Source organism: Flavobacterium ustbae, assembly GCF_003946915.1.
GTDB classification, from domain to species: Bacteria; Bacteroidota; Bacteroidia; order Flavobacteriales; family Flavobacteriaceae; genus Flavobacterium; species Flavobacterium ustbae.
In genome coordinates this window covers 45,081-62,975 of the sequence record NZ_RPOC01000020.1, presented here as the reverse complement: position 1 = coordinate 62,975, position 17,895 = coordinate 45,081, and the positions used below count along the sequence as shown (strand labels likewise).

At 34.4% G+C, this 17,895-nt stretch carries 15 protein-coding genes; 9 read left to right on the top strand and 6 right to left on the bottom strand.

Annotated features, from left to right (window positions below; genetic code table 11):
• The first annotated feature begins 64 nt into the window (after positions 1 to 64).
• Positions 65 to 2,302, top strand: coding sequence for a cation:proton antiporter domain-containing protein (locus EG814_RS18610; protein ID WP_125723386.1), 2,238 nt, complete (start codon positions 65 to 67; stop codon positions 2,300 to 2,302).
• Positions 2,303 to 2,611: 309 nt separating this feature from the next.
• Here the strand turns inward: EG814_RS18610 and EG814_RS18605 are convergent, their stop codons facing one another.
• Both EG814_RS18605 and EG814_RS18600 read right to left on the bottom strand, forming a co-directional pair.
• Positions 2,612 to 3,250: a peroxiredoxin gene (locus EG814_RS18605; protein WP_125723385.1), complete on the bottom strand. Its 639-nt coding sequence runs from the start codon at positions 3,248 to 3,250 to the stop codon at positions 2,612 to 2,614.
• 222 nt (positions 3,251 to 3,472) lie between these two features.
• The gene (locus EG814_RS18600; protein WP_125723384.1) at positions 3,473 to 4,384 is read right to left on the bottom strand and encodes an AEC family transporter; all 912 of its coding nucleotides are present in this window, start codon (positions 4,382 to 4,384) and stop codon (positions 3,473 to 3,475) included.
• A gap of 254 nt (positions 4,385 to 4,638) precedes the next feature.
• Between EG814_RS18600 and EG814_RS18595 the strand changes: the two genes are divergently transcribed.
• From EG814_RS18595 to meaB, 3 genes are all read left to right on the top strand, one after another.
• Positions 4,639 to 5,046, top strand: a complete 408-nt coding sequence (locus tag EG814_RS18595; protein ID WP_113679775.1) for an RrF2 family transcriptional regulator — start codon at positions 4,639 to 4,641, stop codon at positions 5,044 to 5,046.
• Between the two features lie 57 nt (positions 5,047 to 5,103).
• Entirely contained in the window at positions 5,104 to 5,745 is a 642-nt protein-coding gene (locus EG814_RS18590) for an NAD(P)-dependent oxidoreductase (protein WP_125723383.1), read from the top strand.
• A 300-nt stretch (positions 5,746 to 6,045) separates the two neighbouring features.
• On the top strand, positions 6,046 to 7,140 hold the full coding sequence (gene meaB / locus EG814_RS18585; RefSeq protein ID WP_125723382.1) for a methylmalonyl Co-A mutase-associated GTPase MeaB: 1,095 nt from the start codon (positions 6,046 to 6,048) through the stop codon (positions 7,138 to 7,140).
• 52 nt (positions 7,141 to 7,192) lie between these two features.
• Here the strand turns inward: meaB and EG814_RS18580 are convergent, their stop codons facing one another.
• The 3 genes from EG814_RS18580 to EG814_RS18570 are packed head-to-tail and all read right to left on the bottom strand — an operon-like array spanning position 7,193 to position 10,809.
• Entirely contained in the window at positions 7,193 to 9,130 is a 1,938-nt protein-coding gene (locus tag EG814_RS18580; protein WP_125723381.1) for an LTA synthase family protein, read from the bottom strand.
• Positions 9,131 to 9,167: 37 nt separating this feature from the next.
• Entirely contained in the window at positions 9,168 to 9,395 is a 228-nt protein-coding gene (locus tag EG814_RS18575) for a hypothetical protein (protein ID WP_072973177.1), read from the bottom strand.
• Positions 9,396 to 9,423: 28 nt separating this feature from the next.
• Complete coding sequence (locus EG814_RS18570; protein WP_125723380.1) at positions 9,424 to 10,809, bottom strand: MATE family efflux transporter; 1,386 nt, start codon at positions 10,807 to 10,809, stop codon at positions 9,424 to 9,426.
• Between the two features lie 190 nt (positions 10,810 to 10,999).
• Here EG814_RS18570 and EG814_RS18565 point away from each other — a divergent pair, with 190 nt between their 5' ends.
• Complete coding sequence (locus EG814_RS18565) at positions 11,000 to 11,518, top strand: hypothetical protein (RefSeq protein ID WP_125723379.1); 519 nt, start codon at positions 11,000 to 11,002, stop codon at positions 11,516 to 11,518.
• A 176-nt stretch (positions 11,519 to 11,694) separates the two neighbouring features.
• Here the strand turns inward: EG814_RS18565 and EG814_RS18560 are convergent, their stop codons facing one another.
• Positions 11,695 to 12,573 (bottom strand): PPK2 family polyphosphate kinase, encoded by an 879-nt coding sequence (locus tag EG814_RS18560; protein ID WP_125723378.1) that lies wholly within the window; start codon positions 12,571 to 12,573, stop codon positions 11,695 to 11,697.
• Positions 12,574 to 12,793: 220 nt separating this feature from the next.
• Here EG814_RS18560 and EG814_RS18555 point away from each other — a divergent pair, with 220 nt between their 5' ends.
• The 4 genes from EG814_RS18555 (at position 12,794) to EG814_RS18540 (ending at position 17,860) form a co-directional block, all read left to right on the top strand.
• Positions 12,794 to 13,630: a DUF6929 family protein gene (locus EG814_RS18555; RefSeq protein ID WP_125723377.1), complete on the top strand. Its 837-nt coding sequence runs from the start codon at positions 12,794 to 12,796 to the stop codon at positions 13,628 to 13,630.
• Positions 13,631 to 13,821: 191 nt separating this feature from the next.
• Positions 13,822 to 15,978: a prolyl oligopeptidase family serine peptidase gene (locus EG814_RS18550; RefSeq protein ID WP_125723376.1), complete on the top strand. Its 2,157-nt coding sequence runs from the start codon at positions 13,822 to 13,824 to the stop codon at positions 15,976 to 15,978.
• 410 nt (positions 15,979 to 16,388) lie between these two features.
• Positions 16,389 to 16,889, top strand: a complete 501-nt coding sequence (locus tag EG814_RS18545; protein WP_125723375.1) for an RNA polymerase sigma factor — start codon at positions 16,389 to 16,391, stop codon at positions 16,887 to 16,889.
• A 2-nt stretch (positions 16,890 to 16,891) separates the two neighbouring features.
• Positions 16,892 to 17,860, top strand: coding sequence for a hypothetical protein (locus EG814_RS18540; RefSeq protein ID WP_125723374.1), 969 nt, complete (start codon positions 16,892 to 16,894; stop codon positions 17,858 to 17,860).
• Positions 17,861 to 17,895 lie beyond the last annotated feature (35 nt).

Sequence of the window (17,895 nt, the reverse complement as noted above, 5' to 3'; positions counted from 1 at the left end):
TGCAGTAAATTTCATGTAAATGAAAAGCTGAATGTGCTCCTTAAAAAAAATACCACATTTTTATATGATTGCATTAAATGCCGCAGCAGAAACTACACATCACCTACAACCTTTAATTAGTGATTTGGGATTAATCCTGATGACTGCCGGAATTGCCGTTTTAATATTTAAAAGAATGAAACAGCCTTTGGTTTTAGGCTACCTGATTGCAGGATTTTTGGCCGGAAACCATTTTGATTTTTTCCCATCTATAACCGACATGAAAAGTGTAGAAGTTTGGGCAGAGATTGGGGTTATATTTTTACTTTTTAGTTTGGGGCTCGAATTCAGCTTTAAAAAACTAATGAAAGTTGGAGGGACTTCGTCTGTCACCGCCATAACACAGATTTTTTTTATGACCGTAATCGGTTACTGTGTAGGTCAGTGGATGGGCTGGGGGAAAATGGATAGTATTTTCTTGGGAGCGACACTTTCCATTTCTTCAACTACCATTATTATCAGGGCTTTTGATGAATTAGGTGTTAAAGGAAAAAAATTCGTCGGAATTGTTTTCGGAGCTTTGATTGTCGAAGATATTGTCGCCATTTTAATGCTGGTTTTACTATCGACTATTGCGGTAAGCGATCAAGTTTCGGGAGCTGAATTATTGCAATCTGTTTTAAAATTAATTTTCTTTCTAATCATCTGGTTCTTAGGCGGAATATTTATTATCCCAACTATTTTTAAGAAGGCAAAACATCTAATGACAGATGAAATGCTGCTTATTATCTCATTGGCATTATGTCTAATGATGGTAATTTTTGCTGCAAATGTTGGTTTTTCTCCAGCTTTAGGAGCCTTCATCATGGGATCTATTATTGCTGAAACCACTATGGCAGAAAAAATTGAACATTTAATTCAGCCCGTGAAAGACTTTTTTGGTGCTGTGTTCTTTGTATCAGTCGGAATGCTAATTAATCCTGTAACATTGGTTAACTACGCGCTTCCTGTTGCTATAATTACATTATTGACCATTTTCGGAAAAGCTTTCAGTTCTTCTATCGGAGCCTTGATTTCTGGCCAGCCGTTAAAACAATCTGTTCAAACCGGAATGAGTCTGGCACAAATTGGGGAGTTCTCTTTTATCATCGCTACCCTCGGAATGACTTTAAAAGTGACAAGCGATTTCTTATATCCAATTATTGTTGCCGTATCTGCCATTACGACATTTACGACTCCATTTTTAATTAAATATTCGGAACGTTTTGCTTTCTTTTTAGAGTCAAAAATGCCTAAAAGATGGGTCAAGAACATCAATCGTTACAGTGTAAATGCCCAAGCCATTAAATCGGTAAGCACTTGGCAGATTGTACTTCGCTCATCTATTACGCAAATCATACTTCATACTATTATTATTACGGCCATTATATTATTGTCATCTAAATTTGTAGCGCCTTTGGTAGCCGATACAAGATTCGGAAATACTTTGGCAGCTTTGCTAACCTTAGTTGTAATTGCACCATTTTTATGGGCGCTTTCACTTCGTCGTGTAAAAGTAGATGAAGTCGAAGCGCTTTGGGAAGAGCGTAAATACCGTGGAGCACTTTTAATGCTTATTTTAATACGAATGAGTCTTGGTTTATTCTTTGTGGGATTTCTATTGAATATTTTCTTCTCTCCTTTGGTTGCTTTCGTTGCGTTAATTATCGCGATGGGAGCGTATCAAATATTCCCTAAAAAATTGAACGAGCAATACCATAAAATAGAAAATCACTTTCTGAAAAACCTGAATGATCGTGAAAACAAAAAGATTGATAGAAGATATGCCAATTTAATGCCGTGGGACGGACACATGTCTTTCTTCGAAATTAAAAAAGAATCTAATCTCGTTGGACAAACTTTACAAGAGCTAAAAATTCGAGAGCAATTAGGAATTAATATCGCTTACATTAAACGTGGAGATGTCACGATTCCGATTCCGACTAAAAACGAGCGTTTATTTCCAGGCGACGAAATCTGTGTAATTGGAACCGATGCCCAAATTACAGAATTCACAAAATTCTTAACTCAAAATGAAACGGAACCGCCTGGTAAAGTAGAAGAAACCGATATTGTATTGCGTCAGCTTGAAGTTTCTCAAGACGAATTTATTCAAAAAAGTATCGGCCAATTTAGAGCAAAAACAGATGGAATGGTCGTAGGAATTGAACGAAACGGAAACCGTATCCTAAACCCCGAATCTAGTTTGATTTTAGAAAAAAATGATATTTTGTGGGTTGTAGGAGATAAGAAAAAAATGGCTGCTTTGTTGGCGGCAAAGTAAAGGTTCTAAGGTTCTGAGGGACTAAGCTTCTAAGGCACTATTTGGTATTTCTAAATATTTCTTCTTTTATTGCAAAATTGGCTCTTATTCTAGCAAACATATCCCACGGTTTCAACCGTGGGTACGCAATAAATTATCACGATATATTATCACAATACGTTTCCCAAGGTTAAAACCTTGGCTATGCTTTAATATATCAAAATAAAAAAGCTTCTGATTTTCTAATTTAAACTTAGAATCTCAGAAGCTTTTATTCTTAACAACTTTTATCTTAGCATCTTAGTACCTCAGCACCTTAGAAGCTCAAAATCATTTATTCGGCTGCGGTGTTAAACGCAAATAAGGTTTAATTGGCGTGTGCCCTTTTGGAAATTTTTCAGGAATATCGCTGTCTGGAATTGCTGGTGCAATTACCACATCTTCACCATCTTTCCAGTTTGCTGGAGTTGCAACACTATAATTGGCAGTTAGTTGTAAACTGTCAATAACACGAAGCAACTCGTCAAAATTTCTTCCTGTAGAAGCAGGATATGTTAGCGTTAATTTGATTTTTTTATCTGGTCCGATCACAAAAACAGAACGCACTGTAAATTTGTCGCTAGCATTTGGATGAAGCATATCGTAAAGATTGGCTACTTTTTTATCCTCGTCTGCAATAATTGGGAAATTTACTTCTGTATTTTGAGTCTCGTTAATATCTTTAATCCATTCTTTGTGTGAGTCTAAACCGTCTACACTCAAAGCAATAACCTTAGTATTTCTTTTTTGAAATTCTGGAACATAGTTCGCTACAGTTCCCAATTCAGTTGTACAAACCGGAGTAAAATCTGCTGGATGCGAAAATAAAACGCCCCAAGAATCTCCTAACCATTCGTGAAAATTAATTGGTCCTTGTGTCGTTTCTGCTTGAAAATCTGGAGCTATATCGCCTAATCTTAATGTTGACATAATTTATAGTTTTTAGTTCCTCTAAAATTAACTAAAAAATGCATTTAGAAAACATCTAAAAATTAAAATAAAGTTAAAATTCTACTTGCTCTATATAATTAAGGATTTGCAGAGTTTTCAAGAAATCGGCTAAATTGATTTTGGTAGAAAAAAATCTGCGTTAATCCTCGTCTTCACGATAGCGAATCCGTATTATCAGCGTTCAGTTTTAAAGTTATAGAATTAAATAAAGCTTAAGATAAAATACCAGAAAGCCAATGTTATAAAAGAAATCGGAATACCAAAACCAATCATCATACTACTTAATTTTGGTTTTAATCCGTAGGTAGATGCTAAAATTGCGCCTGTAATCATTGGCGCCATTGCAGTTTCCATTATCGTGATTTTTATAACTTCAGAATGCTGGTTAAAAATAATCACATACAACACAAAAATTATAAACGGAATTAAAATCAGTTTAAAGAAAAGTCCGAGTCGTAAAAATTTCCAATGCTGACTTTTTCTATCAAAAGTCAATTGCAAACCAACAGAAAGCAATGCCAATGGTGTTACCAAACTTCCAATTTTTAGTAACAAAGATTCTATATTTTCGTTTAAATTATAATTAAAAATGTTCATCAGGCAGGCCAAAACGAACATTATAAAAGGCGGAAATAAGATAATTTTTTTGAATATTCCAAAAGCATTCGGACTTCCTTTAGAATAAAAAGCAGCTGTAAAAACTCCAAGTGTCGAAACCACAACAAAAGTTCCCGGCTGATCGACCAAAACAGCCGTTTCAAGACCTTTCTTTCCAAACAAAGCTTCAATTATGGGATAACCAAGAAAAGAACTGTTACTTAATCCTGCTGTCAGAATTAGACATCCTATTAATTTGTTGGACCAGCCATTTCTTCTTCCTAAAAAATGAAAAAATATAAAAGCCAGGATATAAGTAATCCACCCCGCTCCTATGGGAAACAGCAATTCACTGCTCCATTTTATTTTCGGAATATGATATAAAGTAATCGCAGGAAGACAGAAATAAATAACAATTTTATTGAGCGTCTTATAGATATGAGTAGGAAATTGTTTTACGTGCTGCAAAACTAAACCTAGCGCAAGAAAGAAAAATATTAAAAGAAAGTTGTTCATATTGTAAGATCAACACAAAAATAACTATTCTAGTTTAGTGAGAAGTAAAAAGTGAGAAGGAATTAGTGCATTTGGAGAAATCATAACTACTGATTTTCTTTTGTTAAACATATAACATTCTATAAAAAATCATTAATTATCAAACAGTTAAAAGTTACTTTTTACATTTCTCTATACTCTTTTTACCAAAAAATAGTTAAATTAGTATTTTGTGTTATAAAAACATGTAAATTTGTAACATATTTTATTACAGTATGATTTCAGGTAAATTTGCCATAACGATTCACATTCTTACTCTGCTGCATAAATTCCCAAATGATTATTTGTCATCGGAGTTTATTGCGGGGAGCATCAATCTGAATCCTGTTTTGGTTCGAAAAGAAATTGCCAACTTAAAAGCGCATCATATTGTAGAAAGTAAAGAAGGAAAAAATGGCGGTACAAAATTGGCTGTAAATGCTGCTGAACTGACTTTAAAACAAATATTCGAAATGACCTTTGAAACGATTGGTTTAGGTTTTGCAAAAAATCAACCGAATCCTGATTGTCCAGTTGGAAAAAACATCAATCAGCATTTGGAGAATTTATACAGCGAAATGAATCAAAAAGTGAGTGCACAATTGGAAGGCATTTCATTGGAAGATTTTTCGAATCAATTTTAAGGCTATTTTTTTAACCTAAACTGTAACATTTTTTATTACTAAATAAATTTATATATTATGAAAATCGCACTTATTGGAGCTACAGGATTTGTAGGCTCAGCAATTTTAAACGAATTAGCAGATAGAAAACATGAAATTACTGCTATTGCAAGAACTCCAAAAGACTCAGCAAACGTAACTTGGGCTGCTGCCGATATTTTTAATGTTGATGCTTTGGCAGAAATCTTAAAAGGTCACAATGCTGTAATCAATGCTTATAACCCAGGATGGACTAACCCAAATATCTATGATGACTTTTTAGCTGGATCTAAAGCAATTCAGGAAGCGGTCAAAAAATCGGGTATAAAACGTTTTATCACTATTGGTGGTGCAGGAAGTTTATATGTTGCTCCAGACTTGCAAGCCGTTGATACGCCAGATTTTCCAAAAGAAATTTTTCCTGGGGCAAATGCAGCGAGACATTATTTAAATATCATTAAAGAAGAAAAAGATTTGGATTGGGCATTCTTTAGTCCTGCTTTTGAAATGCATGCAGGAACAAAAACTGGAAGAACTGGAAAATACCGTTTAGGTTTAGAAAATCCAGTTTTCAACGAGGAACAAAGAAGTATTCTTTCTGTAGAAGATTTAGCGGTTGTCATTGCTGACGAAGTTGAAACTCCAAAACACCACCAAGTTCGTTTTACTGCTGGTTACTAATTATTAAGCTACTAAGGCACTAAGACGCTAAGGTTCTAAGTTTTTTTTAGTCACGACTCGAGCGATAGCGAACAGGCGAAGCGATTCACGAATTTTCTTTTGAAAAACTTTATCTAGTATTATTCGAATTAATTCGAAAAAAAAATCTCAAAGATTTTAAAAAGAAAATTCCTGAATTCGTGGCTAACTTTTTTACACCTTTTGAGATTAACAAATTAGTGGCAATTCGTGTAATTCGTGGCAAACTAACTTTTTGAAACTGTTTTTGTTTTCTGTACTTTTACAAGAGAAAAAAATGCTGTGTCTGATTTAAAAAAACAATCGAGTGCTTTACATGAAAAAGCTGGGATTTCACAACCAGAAATTACCAATATTTCGGCTATTAATGAAATTAAAACCAGACGAAGACAGCAACCCTCTTCTCAAGAATTAATTGATGGTATTTTAGAAGGAAACAGAACTTCTTTGAGCCGTGCCATTACTTTAATTGAAAGTACCAATCCAGGTCATTTTGAAAAAGCCAGCGAAGTCGTTCAAGGCTGTTTATCTCGTGCGAATCAATCGGTTCGTATTGGAATTACGGGTGTTCCCGGCGTTGGAAAAAGCACTTTTATTGAAGCCTTTGGAAAACATCTGACGCAATTAGGAAAAAAAGTCGCGGTTTTGGCAGTTGATCCAAGCAGTTCGCTTTCGCATGGAAGCATTCTAGGTGACAAAACGCGAATGGAAGAATTGGTTAAAGATGAAAATGCTTTTATTAGGCCAAGTGCTTCTGGCGAAACTCTGGGCGGCGTGGCACGCAAAACTCGAGAAACAATTATTCTTTGTGAAGCGGCAGGTTTTGATACTATTATTATCGAAACCGTTGGTGTCGGCCAAAGCGAAACTGCGGTTCACAGTATGGTCGATTTCTTTCTGCTCTTAAAAATTTCTGGCGCAGGCGATGAACTTCAAGGCATTAAACGCGGTATTATGGAAATGGCTGATGCCATCGTAATTAATAAAGCAGACGGCGACAATATAAAAAAGGCCAATCAGGCGAAAGTGGAATTTAATCGGGCGCTACATTTATTTCCTCCAAAAAAGTCGAATTGGCAGCCCAAAGTAACGACTTGCAGTTCGTTGACAAAAGAAGGAATTCCTGAAGTTTGGAATACGATTTCAGATTATTTTGAATTGACAAAAGAAAGCGGATTTTTCGAAGAAAAAAGAAAAGAACAAAACCATTTCTGGATGATGGAAACCATCAACGAGCAATTGAAGCAAAATTTCTACAATCAACCCGAAATTATTTCACTTTTAGAAGAAAACAAAAAAGCAGTGCAAAACAATGAAATTTCATCGTTTGCAGCTGCTTCTCTTTTATTAAAATTATATTTTAATAAGAGGTTCTAAGGTACTGAGCCCCTAATCTTCTAAGGAAAAGCTCAGTAGCTTAGAAGCTTAGTTACTTAGAAGCTCTAAGTTTATACTTGCTTTCCTTGTAAAGATTCCCTGCGGTAATGACGTGCGCTAAAGCGTCTTTTGCTAAATCTTCATTTAATTTTACTGGAACCAAAGTGGTATCATTTTTAATTTCGAATTGAAGCGGTTTCAAATTCGGTTGCATAATAACTACCTGATTTTCTACTCTAAAAGCATTGATATCATTAAACTGCATGATAGATCTACCTTTTACTTTCGGATCTAATTTGGTTAAATTTCGTCCTACCATTGGTGTTTCAAACGGAATTCCTAAATAACCTAATAGTGTTGGCGGAATATCAATCTGACTTGCTAAACGATCGTAAACAGCTCCTTTTGCAACTCCAGGCCCCATAATAAATGCAGGAATATGGAATTTATTTATCGGAACTAAATTCTTGCCGTATGTTCTTGTATTGTGATCGGCGATTACAATAAAAATTGTATTCTTAAAATAAGCCTCTTTTTTTGCCATTTCGAAGAATTTTCCAATCGAGAAATCGGCGTATTTCATGGCGTTATTTACGGTCGCAGGCTTTTTATCGTAAGGCTTTATTCTTCCTGTCGGATATTCAAAAGGCTCGTGATTTGAAGTCGAGAACATTAAAGAGAAAAATGGCTTATCTCCTTTCGATTTAAAATATTGATTGGCTTTGGTTACCAAATCTTCATCAGAATAGCCCCAAGTTCCTTTAAAGGCATATTTATTTCCGTCAGATTCAAAATCTTCTTGATCGACAATATCGCTGAAACCATTTCCGTTGAAAAACGAAGCCATATTGTCAAAATTTGCCATTCCTCCATAAATGAAACTCGTTTCGTAACCTTTTTGTTTCAATGCTTCTGCCAATGTAAAAAAGCCTTGCTGCGAGTTTCCAAGCTTTACAACACTTTCTGATGGTGAAGGCAAAAATCCTGTTACGACAGCTTCAATTCCGCGAACGCTTCTGGTTCCGGTGCAATATAAATTGGTGAATAATGTTCCTTCTTTTGATAGTTTATCAAATTCTGGAGTTAATGGTTTTCCACCTAAGATTCCAACGTATTCTGCACCTAAACTTTCTTGCAAAAAGATAACCAAATTATATGGTTTCGCTTTAGCAGAATCTGGCTGCTGCACATGTAAAAACGGAATGTCAGCATCGGTAAAATCGTTTGGCTCTGCAACCATGTATTTCTTTACACGGGCAATCGCTTCGGCTTCCTCCATTTTACCATACATTTTGGTATTTCCTTCATTTTTGATAGAATAAGCCGCAAAGGCAACCGTATAAAATGAATTTAATCCCAAAGTATTGGTTAACTGATCTGTAGAAAAAACGGCGTTACTAGCGTTAATTGGGCGTTTTGAAGTCAAGCTCGAGCGCGCTCCAAAAAACAGTAAAAAAGCCACTAATGGAAACACCATTAATTTGAATTTATAATCTGTACTTGTGGTATAGAATAATTGTTTTCCCTTTTTGAAAGCAAAATAAATTACCACTCCCAAAATAAGGAAAGTCACAATAATAGAAGTCAAATAGCTTTTTAAAAGCATTCCGACTACCTCTTTTGGATAAATTAGATAATCTAAGAAAATCTTGTTCGGGCGGGTATCGTATTGTTTTACAAAATCTGGCGAAGCCAATTCTACAAAAAGAATCAGAAACAGAAACAGAAAACTATAAATTACCAAAAATCTGTTGGTAAATTTCATCCACTTATTCGGCAGAAAAGTAATGAGTAATGCTGGAAGAAACGACAAATAACAAAGTAATATCAAATCCATTCGAAGACCGATCGGAAAAATATACCAGAAATCTGGTGTTTGCACTACTCTTTCTTTAAAAAGAAAAAATAAAAATATCCGGCTCAGAGTTGTAATCAATAATCCAATTGCAATAAAACTAAAAACCGGTTTTAAAAAACGTAAATTTTTCATTAAAATAATATAAGAACGTAAAATCAGAAATAATAGATTACTCTTCGTAACGGTTTATTTCTCTGTCATAAAACTCATTTGCTTTTTCAATTAAACCTTCCATTTCGGCATTTAATTCTGCTTCGTCAAGATCTTCTGCTTCTTCTAAAAACTCAACCTCATCATCTTTCAAATTGATAATAAATCTTGGATAATCTAGATGAATGATGAAAATATCATCTGGAAAATCAGTATTATCTCCAAGTAAAAATTTAGGTAATTCCATGTTTATTTTTGTTTTAAATATTTCAAATTTAGCTATTTGAAACTGAATTAATAATTAATTTTTTAGTTAAATAATGAAAGCGAATGTATAACGAAATCGCCGCTGCGGTTAAACCTGCCAAAAGTCCGATCCAAACTCCCTGCGCTTTCAATTCGGTGTGTTCTCCTAAATAATACGAAATCGGAAAACCAATAACCCAATAGGCTACAAAAGTAATGTACATGGGCACTTTTACATCTTGCAGTCCGCGGAGCGCTCCTAAAACCACAACCTGAACTCCGTCAGAAATCTGAAAAACTGCCGCAATTAAAAGCAGTTTTGAGGCAATGCCAATTACTTCTTCGTTATCTAAAATCTGCCCTGTATTTTCCATATTCAAGAAAATATTAGGAAGATATTCGTGGAAAACGATAAAGAATATTGCAAAAACGGTTTCCAAAAATATAGCAAGCAAAAAGATTGAACGCGCTACAACAATCAGTTTTTTGTAATCCATCAAACCTCTTTGATTGCTGATACGAATCATAGAAGTTACGCTTAATCCCATCGCAAACATAAAAGTAAGCGATGCCAAACTCAAGGCAATCTGATTTGCGGCCTGACTTGTTTTACCGATATTGCCACATAGCCAGATGGAAGCGGTAAACAAAACGACTTCAAAAAGCATTTGCATGGCAGAAGGAAATCCGATACTGATAATCTTTTTTATGGTAGCTTTTTTTATTTCGTTAAAATTAAAACCATTAAAGAAGCGTTTTAAATCTTCTCTTCGCGAAAGCATGATATGCATAAACATGACCAAAAATATTCTCGAAATTACGGTTCCTAACGCAGCTCCGATAATTCCCATTTCTGGAAAAATCCAAATACCGTAGATTAAAACATAGTTTATAGCCACGTGAAGTACGTTTGCCATTACCATCGCATACATCGAATATTTAGTCAGTGACATTCCATCTGCAAATTGCTTATATCCTTGATACATTACTAACGGAATCAAAGAAAAAGCTACCCAGCCTAAATATGGTTTTGCAAGCACGATAACATCTGCCGGCTGATTTAGCAATTCCATAATCGGTTTGGCAAACATGATGACGGTAAAAAGCACCAGACCTAAAATGGTACATAGAAATAAACCGTGATGAAAAGCAGATCTAATTTTAGTATCATTTTTTTCAGCATCACCTTCGGCAACAATTGGCGTAATGGCTGTAGAAAACCCAATTCCTAGAGACATTGCTATAAAAATCATACTGTTGCCAAGTGAAACTGCCGCCAATTCTGTACTTCCGATTTTACCAACCATTATGTTATCGACAATACCAATTAAGGTGTGTCCGACCATACCCAAAATTACAGGATATGCTAGTCTTAAATTATACGAAAACTCTTTGGTGTACTGCTTTAAATTCACTTCTATTCTATTTTAGTCGGCAAAGATAGTCAGAAGCTTCGAATTCTATCCTATTAATAAAAACATATCCCATTTTTAAGACAAAAATAAGACCATGTCAATATTATGTAACGATTTTTAAAAATTGTATAACAAACCCCAAATGCCTTCCATATAATTTTACATTATAGAAATTTCAAATATATAAGCCATGAAAAAATTACAGATGTTATGCCTAGCTACTTTTACGTTTTTATTTGCCAACACGACTTTCGCTCAGGAGACAGAAGCGACAAATTATGATCAAGGTTTTAGATTAGGAGTTGGATTAAATGGAGGACTTCCAACAGACAACGACTATGACTGGTCTCTGGGTGGAGATGTACGTTTACAGTACGATCTTTCTAAAAAAACATCATTAACCTTAACAACGGGATTTACAAATTTATTTATGGGGAAAGACGAACTTGGAAATGACGTAAAAGATCTTGGATTCATTCCAGCTAAAGCAGGTTTTAAAGCTTTTGTCCTAAAAGATCAATTTTATGTTTTAGGCGAGTTAGGTGCTGGTTTTGCAGTAACAAATGGTTATGACAAAACAACCTTTTTGTGGGCTCCAGGTATTGGATATGCCAACAAGTATATCGATTTAAGTGTTCGTTACGAAGATTATCATGACTTTAGAACCAATCAAGTAGCCTTACGTGTTGCTTATGGTTTTAAACTATAAAAAATAGGTTTAATTTATTATTTTGTTTTTGGTAAAAACCCGACAGTCTGAGGAGTCTGTCGGGTTTTTTAGTTTTTTTTTTAGTCCATAGTTTATTAGTGCCTAGTACTTATCTCTTAGGCTCATCCGTAGCATAAAAAAACTAAGGACTAAGAGCTAAGGACTAACGACTATTTCTACTTCTCTCCTAATTCCTTTTTATACAATTCGATATGTATTGCGGTTTTTTCGTCCAACTCTGGTTCTTTAATATCGGTATGTTTTTTCATTTCTTCCCAAATAATTTTAGCTACAATATAGCGAGCCATATCTTTGTCGTCGGCAGGAACAATGTACCATGGCGCATGAGGTTTAGAAGTGCTATTGATGGCTTCTTCGTAATATTTCATGTATTCGTCCCAATAGCCGCGCTCTTTTAAATCGCCAGGCGAAAACTTCCAATTGTGCTTTTCTTCTTCTAAACGACGCAGTAAACGCTGGCGTTGTTCTTCTTTACTTAAATGCAGATAAAACTTCATGACAATTGTTCCGTTTTCACAAATATGCTTTTCGAAATTATTAATCTGGTCGATTCTTTTTTGCCAAAATTCTGGCGTAATGTCATCTACAGAATTGATGTCTGGTAAATTTTCAGCCAAAATATATTCAGGATGCACGCGTGTTACGAGAACATTTTCATAATGCGTTCTGTTAAAAATGCCAAATTTTCCTTTTTCTGGAAGCGCAATATAATGTCTCCACAAATAATCATGCTCCAGTTCGGTTGAATTGGGTGTTTTAAAACTATGCACCACAACCCCACGCGGATTAAATTCTTTGAAAACTTCTCGAATCAAACTATCTTTTCCCGAAGTATCCATTCCCTGCAGACAGATCAAAACGCTATATTTATTGTGCGCGTACATGACATCTTGCAAATCGCTTAATTTGGCTTGAACTTTATCTAGTTTTTCTTCTTTTTCTTCATCATCGGCTTCGATGTTTAATAAAGTCGGAATATGTTTTAATTTAATTTCATTTACAACTTTAAAATCTTTCGGGTCTATTGATTTCATATCTTTTTCATTTTTTGTCTTATAAATATAGTAATTTTACGAAGCATATTCCTGCTATTCATTGCAATACTTTTCAATAAATTGCTTTTTTCCAAAGCCATAACAAGAGCTTCCGCTGGTCGCTTTGTTCTGTCAGGAAAAAATGCAATTTCTTTTCAAAGCATTTCTTCCGAAATTTCGGGACTATCAGGGCTAGGCACTCATTTTCAAAACAACATTCATGGAAAAATTCACATTAGAAATATTATTTCAAATTATCGGAATCGGTTCTGCATCAGGATTATTTTACAACAATGACGCGCTTTACGTAATTGGCGACAACAGCGGATTCTTGTACGAATACAATATGCAGAATAAAGAATTAAATCAGCATGCTTTAATTGATAACCCAACTGCAAATATTCCGAAAAATCTGAAACCTGACTTTGAATCTCTAACACACCATAACGATACGCTGTATGTTTTTGGTTCCGGTTCTACCGAAAACCGAAACAAAATGATTGAGTTTGATATTAAATCTAAAACGGTTTTACAAAAAAATAACTTAGTCGATCTGTATGCTGTAATGCAGAATTTTGGCGAAATAAAACCAGAAGATTTTAATCTCGAAGGCGCTATTTTTGATGGCGAAAACTGGTATTTATTCAATCGCGGAAATGGCATTTCCAACAAAAACACCATTTTTACGATTCATGCTAAAAATCTCGGAGAAGAATTTGCACTGATTTCTGTCAATTATAAACTTCCAAAAATAAAAGGCGTTCGTTCTAGTTTTACCGATGCCGTTTTGGTCGACGATAAAATCTACTTTCTTTCAACCGCAGAAGACACTAAATCTACTTACGACGATGGCGAAATCTTAGGAAGTTTCATCGGAAGAATTGATGTAAAAACGATGAAAATAGATTTTACTCAAAAAATTACAGCAACCAATAAATTTGAAGGCCTGACTTTATTCAAAAAAGAAAATAATAAAATCGAGTTTTTGCTTTGTGAGGATAATGATACCGATCTTTTGGAAACTAAAATTTATAAATTGACTTTGCCAATTAAATAAAATTCCAATAAAAAAATTCCAAATTCCAATTTTACAGTTTCGCAGTTTCGCAGAGATGCACAAAAGAAGACACAGAGATACACAAAGTTTTTTTCTCTCGCAGATTTCGCAGATCAGGCAGATTTTTTATTATCTGCTAAATCTGCTAAAAAAATTAAACACCAAACAAACTATAATACCAATAGAAAACTATGATCAAAAAAACAACTTTAGCATTTTTACTTCTTACTGCCTGTCAAATATCTCAGGCTCAATTTAAATATCCTGCAACACCCGAAAGACCTGTCGTAGATGATTATTTTGGCACAAAAGTTACAGATTCTTATCGATGGCTGGAAGACATGAACAGCCCGGAAGTTCAAAAATGGTTTAAAGACGAGTCAGATTATACTAACTCTATTGTAAAAACAATTTCTGGACGCGATATTCTTTTTAAAAGAATGAAAGAAATTCAAGCGTTAGGTGGAGATCAATATGGTTCAATCAAACAGGTTGGAGACAATTATTATTATGTCAAGAACAAAAAAGAAGAAAGTGTAAATAAATTGTATTTCAGAAAAGGCAAAAATGGAACTGAAATTTTATTATTAGATCCTAATACCATCAAAAAAGGTACAACTATTACTAATTTTATTATTAGTCCTGATAATAAAAAATTAGCCGTAACTATATCTGAAGACGGTGCAGAAGTTTGTGATCTCAAAATTATGGATCTTCAGTCGAAAAAATTCATTACTGATAAACTTACTCCGATATGGAGCGAATTTAATTTTGAATTTACGCCTGACAGCAAATCCATTATATATACTCAAATGGCTACCAGAGATAATAAAAGTGATGATTTTTTGAAGAACATGAAATCTCTGCTGCATATAATTGGAACTGATCCAAAAACAGATAAAATACTGGCATCTAAGGATAATAATCCCGAACTTAATCTTTTGAAGGAACAGTTTCCTGAAACAAGCTTTTCTGATAATTACGATTATATCGTCTTAAATATTGGATCGACAAAAAATGAAGAATTCTCTTTTTATGCACCAATATCTGAGCTTTCTAAATCAAAAATAAACTGGAAACCCTTAGTTAAATATGAAGATGAAATAACGGGCAGTCATATTCTTGGCGATAAAATCTTTTTTATCACGCATAAAAATGCGCCTAACTATAAAATTGGATATACAAGTATAAAAAATCCTGATTTTGCTAATCCAACAATCTTAGTCCCAGAAACAGACAAAGTATTACGAAGATTACGAAAATCTAAAAATTTTATTTTTTATGCTTTAAGCGACGGAATCAATCAGGAAACTTTCCAAATTAATGTCAAAACTTTTGAAAAGAAACTTATTGAATTGCCAATTGGTGCCAATGGAGGTTTTGCTTTAAATCCTCGTCAAAACGATGAGATGAAACTTTTTAACAACAATTGGATCACTCCTACAGTAGATTATGATTATAATGCCATGACTGGTAAATTAGAAAAAAGTACACAATTATCTTCAAATGGTGCTTTTCCAGATTTTAACAAAGATTATGCTGTCAAAGAAATAGAAATACCAAGCCACGATGGTGTAATGGTTCCGTTATCAATTATTTATCCAAAAAATATTAAAATGGACGGTTCTACACCATGCTATATTACGGGATATGGCGGCTACGGATTTAGTCAATATCCCTATTTTGTTGGGCCTACTTTAATGACATTATTAGAACAGAATGTTGTTGTTGCTTTTGCCCACATTCGTGGTGGTGGAGAAAAAGGCAATAAATGGCACACCGACGGTATGAAAGCAAATAAACCAAATACTTGGAAAGATTTTATTGCCTGTTCAGAATATTTGGTAAAAGAAAAATATACTTCTAAAGAAAAACTAATTGGCAACGGCGTAAGTATGGGAGGTGTTTTAATTGGAAGATCAATTACCGAACGTCCTGATCTCTATAAAGTAGCACTTGTTGAAGTTGGCTGTACCAATAGTCTTAGAATGGAAACAACTCCAAATGGTCCAAATCAGATTCCTGAAATTGGAACTTTAAAAAATCCAGAAGATGTAAAACACATTCTGGAAATGGATTCTCAAAGTAAAGTAAAGAAAGGCGTAAAATATCCAGCGGTTCTAGTTCGTACGGGAATCAATGATCCGAGAGTTACTCCTTGGGAACCAGGAAAATTTGCTGCAATTTTACAAAACAGCACTGCATCAGAAAATCCAATTTTATTGCATGTTAATTACCAAAATGGACACCATTCAAGCGATCTTGATGTTTGGTATGGTGATGAAGCAGATATGTATGCCTTTGCTTTATGGCAGGTTGGCGATCCTAGATTTCAAATTAAAAAGTAATAATTGCTTATAAAAAAAATCCAATTTGGGTTTCGCAGAAATGCAAAAAGTTTTTTTCTCTCGCAGATTACGCAGATCAGACAGATTTTTTATTATCTGCTAAATCTCCAAAATCTGCGAGAGTATTTTTTTTAAATTCTATAAATTATTTAAGAATGTTTATCTGTAGCAAATATAATTTGTAAAAATTCGTGGCGAAAAAACTTCGTAGCAAAACAAAACGTTAGACGCACTGCAGTGCGTCTCTACAGAAAAACCTATGAATCTTTGTAACTTTGTCTCTTTGAACCTTAAAAAAAATATTTTAATATTTTTTTCACCCCTGTCCCAACCTTTTTATCTTTTTATCTCTCTATATAAGAAAGACAACAATTGTGATAAACGAGACTCAAATAGCAAACTGTAAAAAAATGCACCGCGATGCCCAGCGCGAGGTGTACGAATACATGGCGCCTAAGTTGTACCGCCTTTGCAAAAGATATTTAAAAAAGGAAGAAGAAATCGAAGAAGCGCTAGCCGATGCTTTCTTTACTATTTTCACCAAACTAGATCAGTTAAAAGAGGCTTATGCTTTTGAAGCTTGGGCTAAAAGAATAACTGTAAACCATTGTTTGGCATCCATTAGAAAAGCAACCAACTTTAATATGTATCTCGACGACGTAAAGCTGATTTCTCAGCCTTCTGTCGACGAATTAAATACGTTGGAAGAAGAAGATTTACTTAATTTATTAAACCATATTCCCGACGGCTGTAAAACTGTTTTTAACCTTTTTGTAATTGAAGGTTTCTCACATAAAGAAATAGCCGAAATGCTGAAGATTTCTGAAGGCACCTCAAAATCACAATTGAATGCCGCTAAGACCAAACTGAAAGAACTGGTTAATAAACTGTATTATCAAAAAGCAAAATAGTCATGGACAATCAAGATAAATTATTCGATAAAATAAAAGAAGCTTCGCAAAAAGCCGAGTTTCAAGACTTTCCAGGAATGGAAAAGGTCTGGTCGCGCGTTGAAGAAAAACTGGACAAAAAAGAAGATAAAAAAACAATTTCTCTATGGAAAAAAATCGCTGTTGCGGCTTCTCTCCTTTTACTTGTTTCATTAGGTTATCAGTTTTTACATTCAGATAAAGAAGTGGAAAACGAAACTCCAAAAGTAGTTTTAGAAGAAAAAGAAATTTTACAGCCTGAAAAACCGGCTTTAAACGAAAAAGCGATAACTACATCTTCAGATTCTGGAATTGTTTCTAACGAAGAAGCAGTTAAGATTTTAGAAAAACAAAACAAAAGTAAAGAACGAGTTGCTGTTCAAGAAGTGCTAATTCCGCAGGCAGAAGCTGTTCAATCTGTACCAGCGCCAAAAATAGATGCAGAAGTTGTCGTAACAGCAAATTCACTTCGTAAAAATGAATATTACGAAGAAGATAATAATCTTTCAAAAAAAGAAGTAACTCCAGATATGGGTTCTTCAAGTTATCCAGAAAGAGCGGCTGCTAAAGTTGCTTATTCTGCCGCACCGTCAGCTCAAAAAGCGAAGAGAAATGCTCCTTTGGTGGTTTTTAACGGAAATGCAATTGCCCATAGCGATGATGCCAAAAGAGATAAAATGATGCAGGCCGAAATGTCAAATTTTGAGCCCGAAAATGTAGATTCTCTAGTCGTTTTAGATGAACCTTTGTACATTATTGACGGCATTTATTATTCTGAACAAGATCTTTTTGGCAAAAACCCAACGAGTCCGTATGCGCCTTTAGATAAGCAGGAAATAAAAACAATAACCGTTTTGCAAGATCTTGAAGCTACTTCTAAGTATGGCGAAAAAGGTAAAAAAGGAGTTGTCATAATCACCACTAAAAACGGAAGACCGGCTCCTAAAAAATAATCTCAAGCTTTGTCAAAGTCTGCAGCTTTGACAAA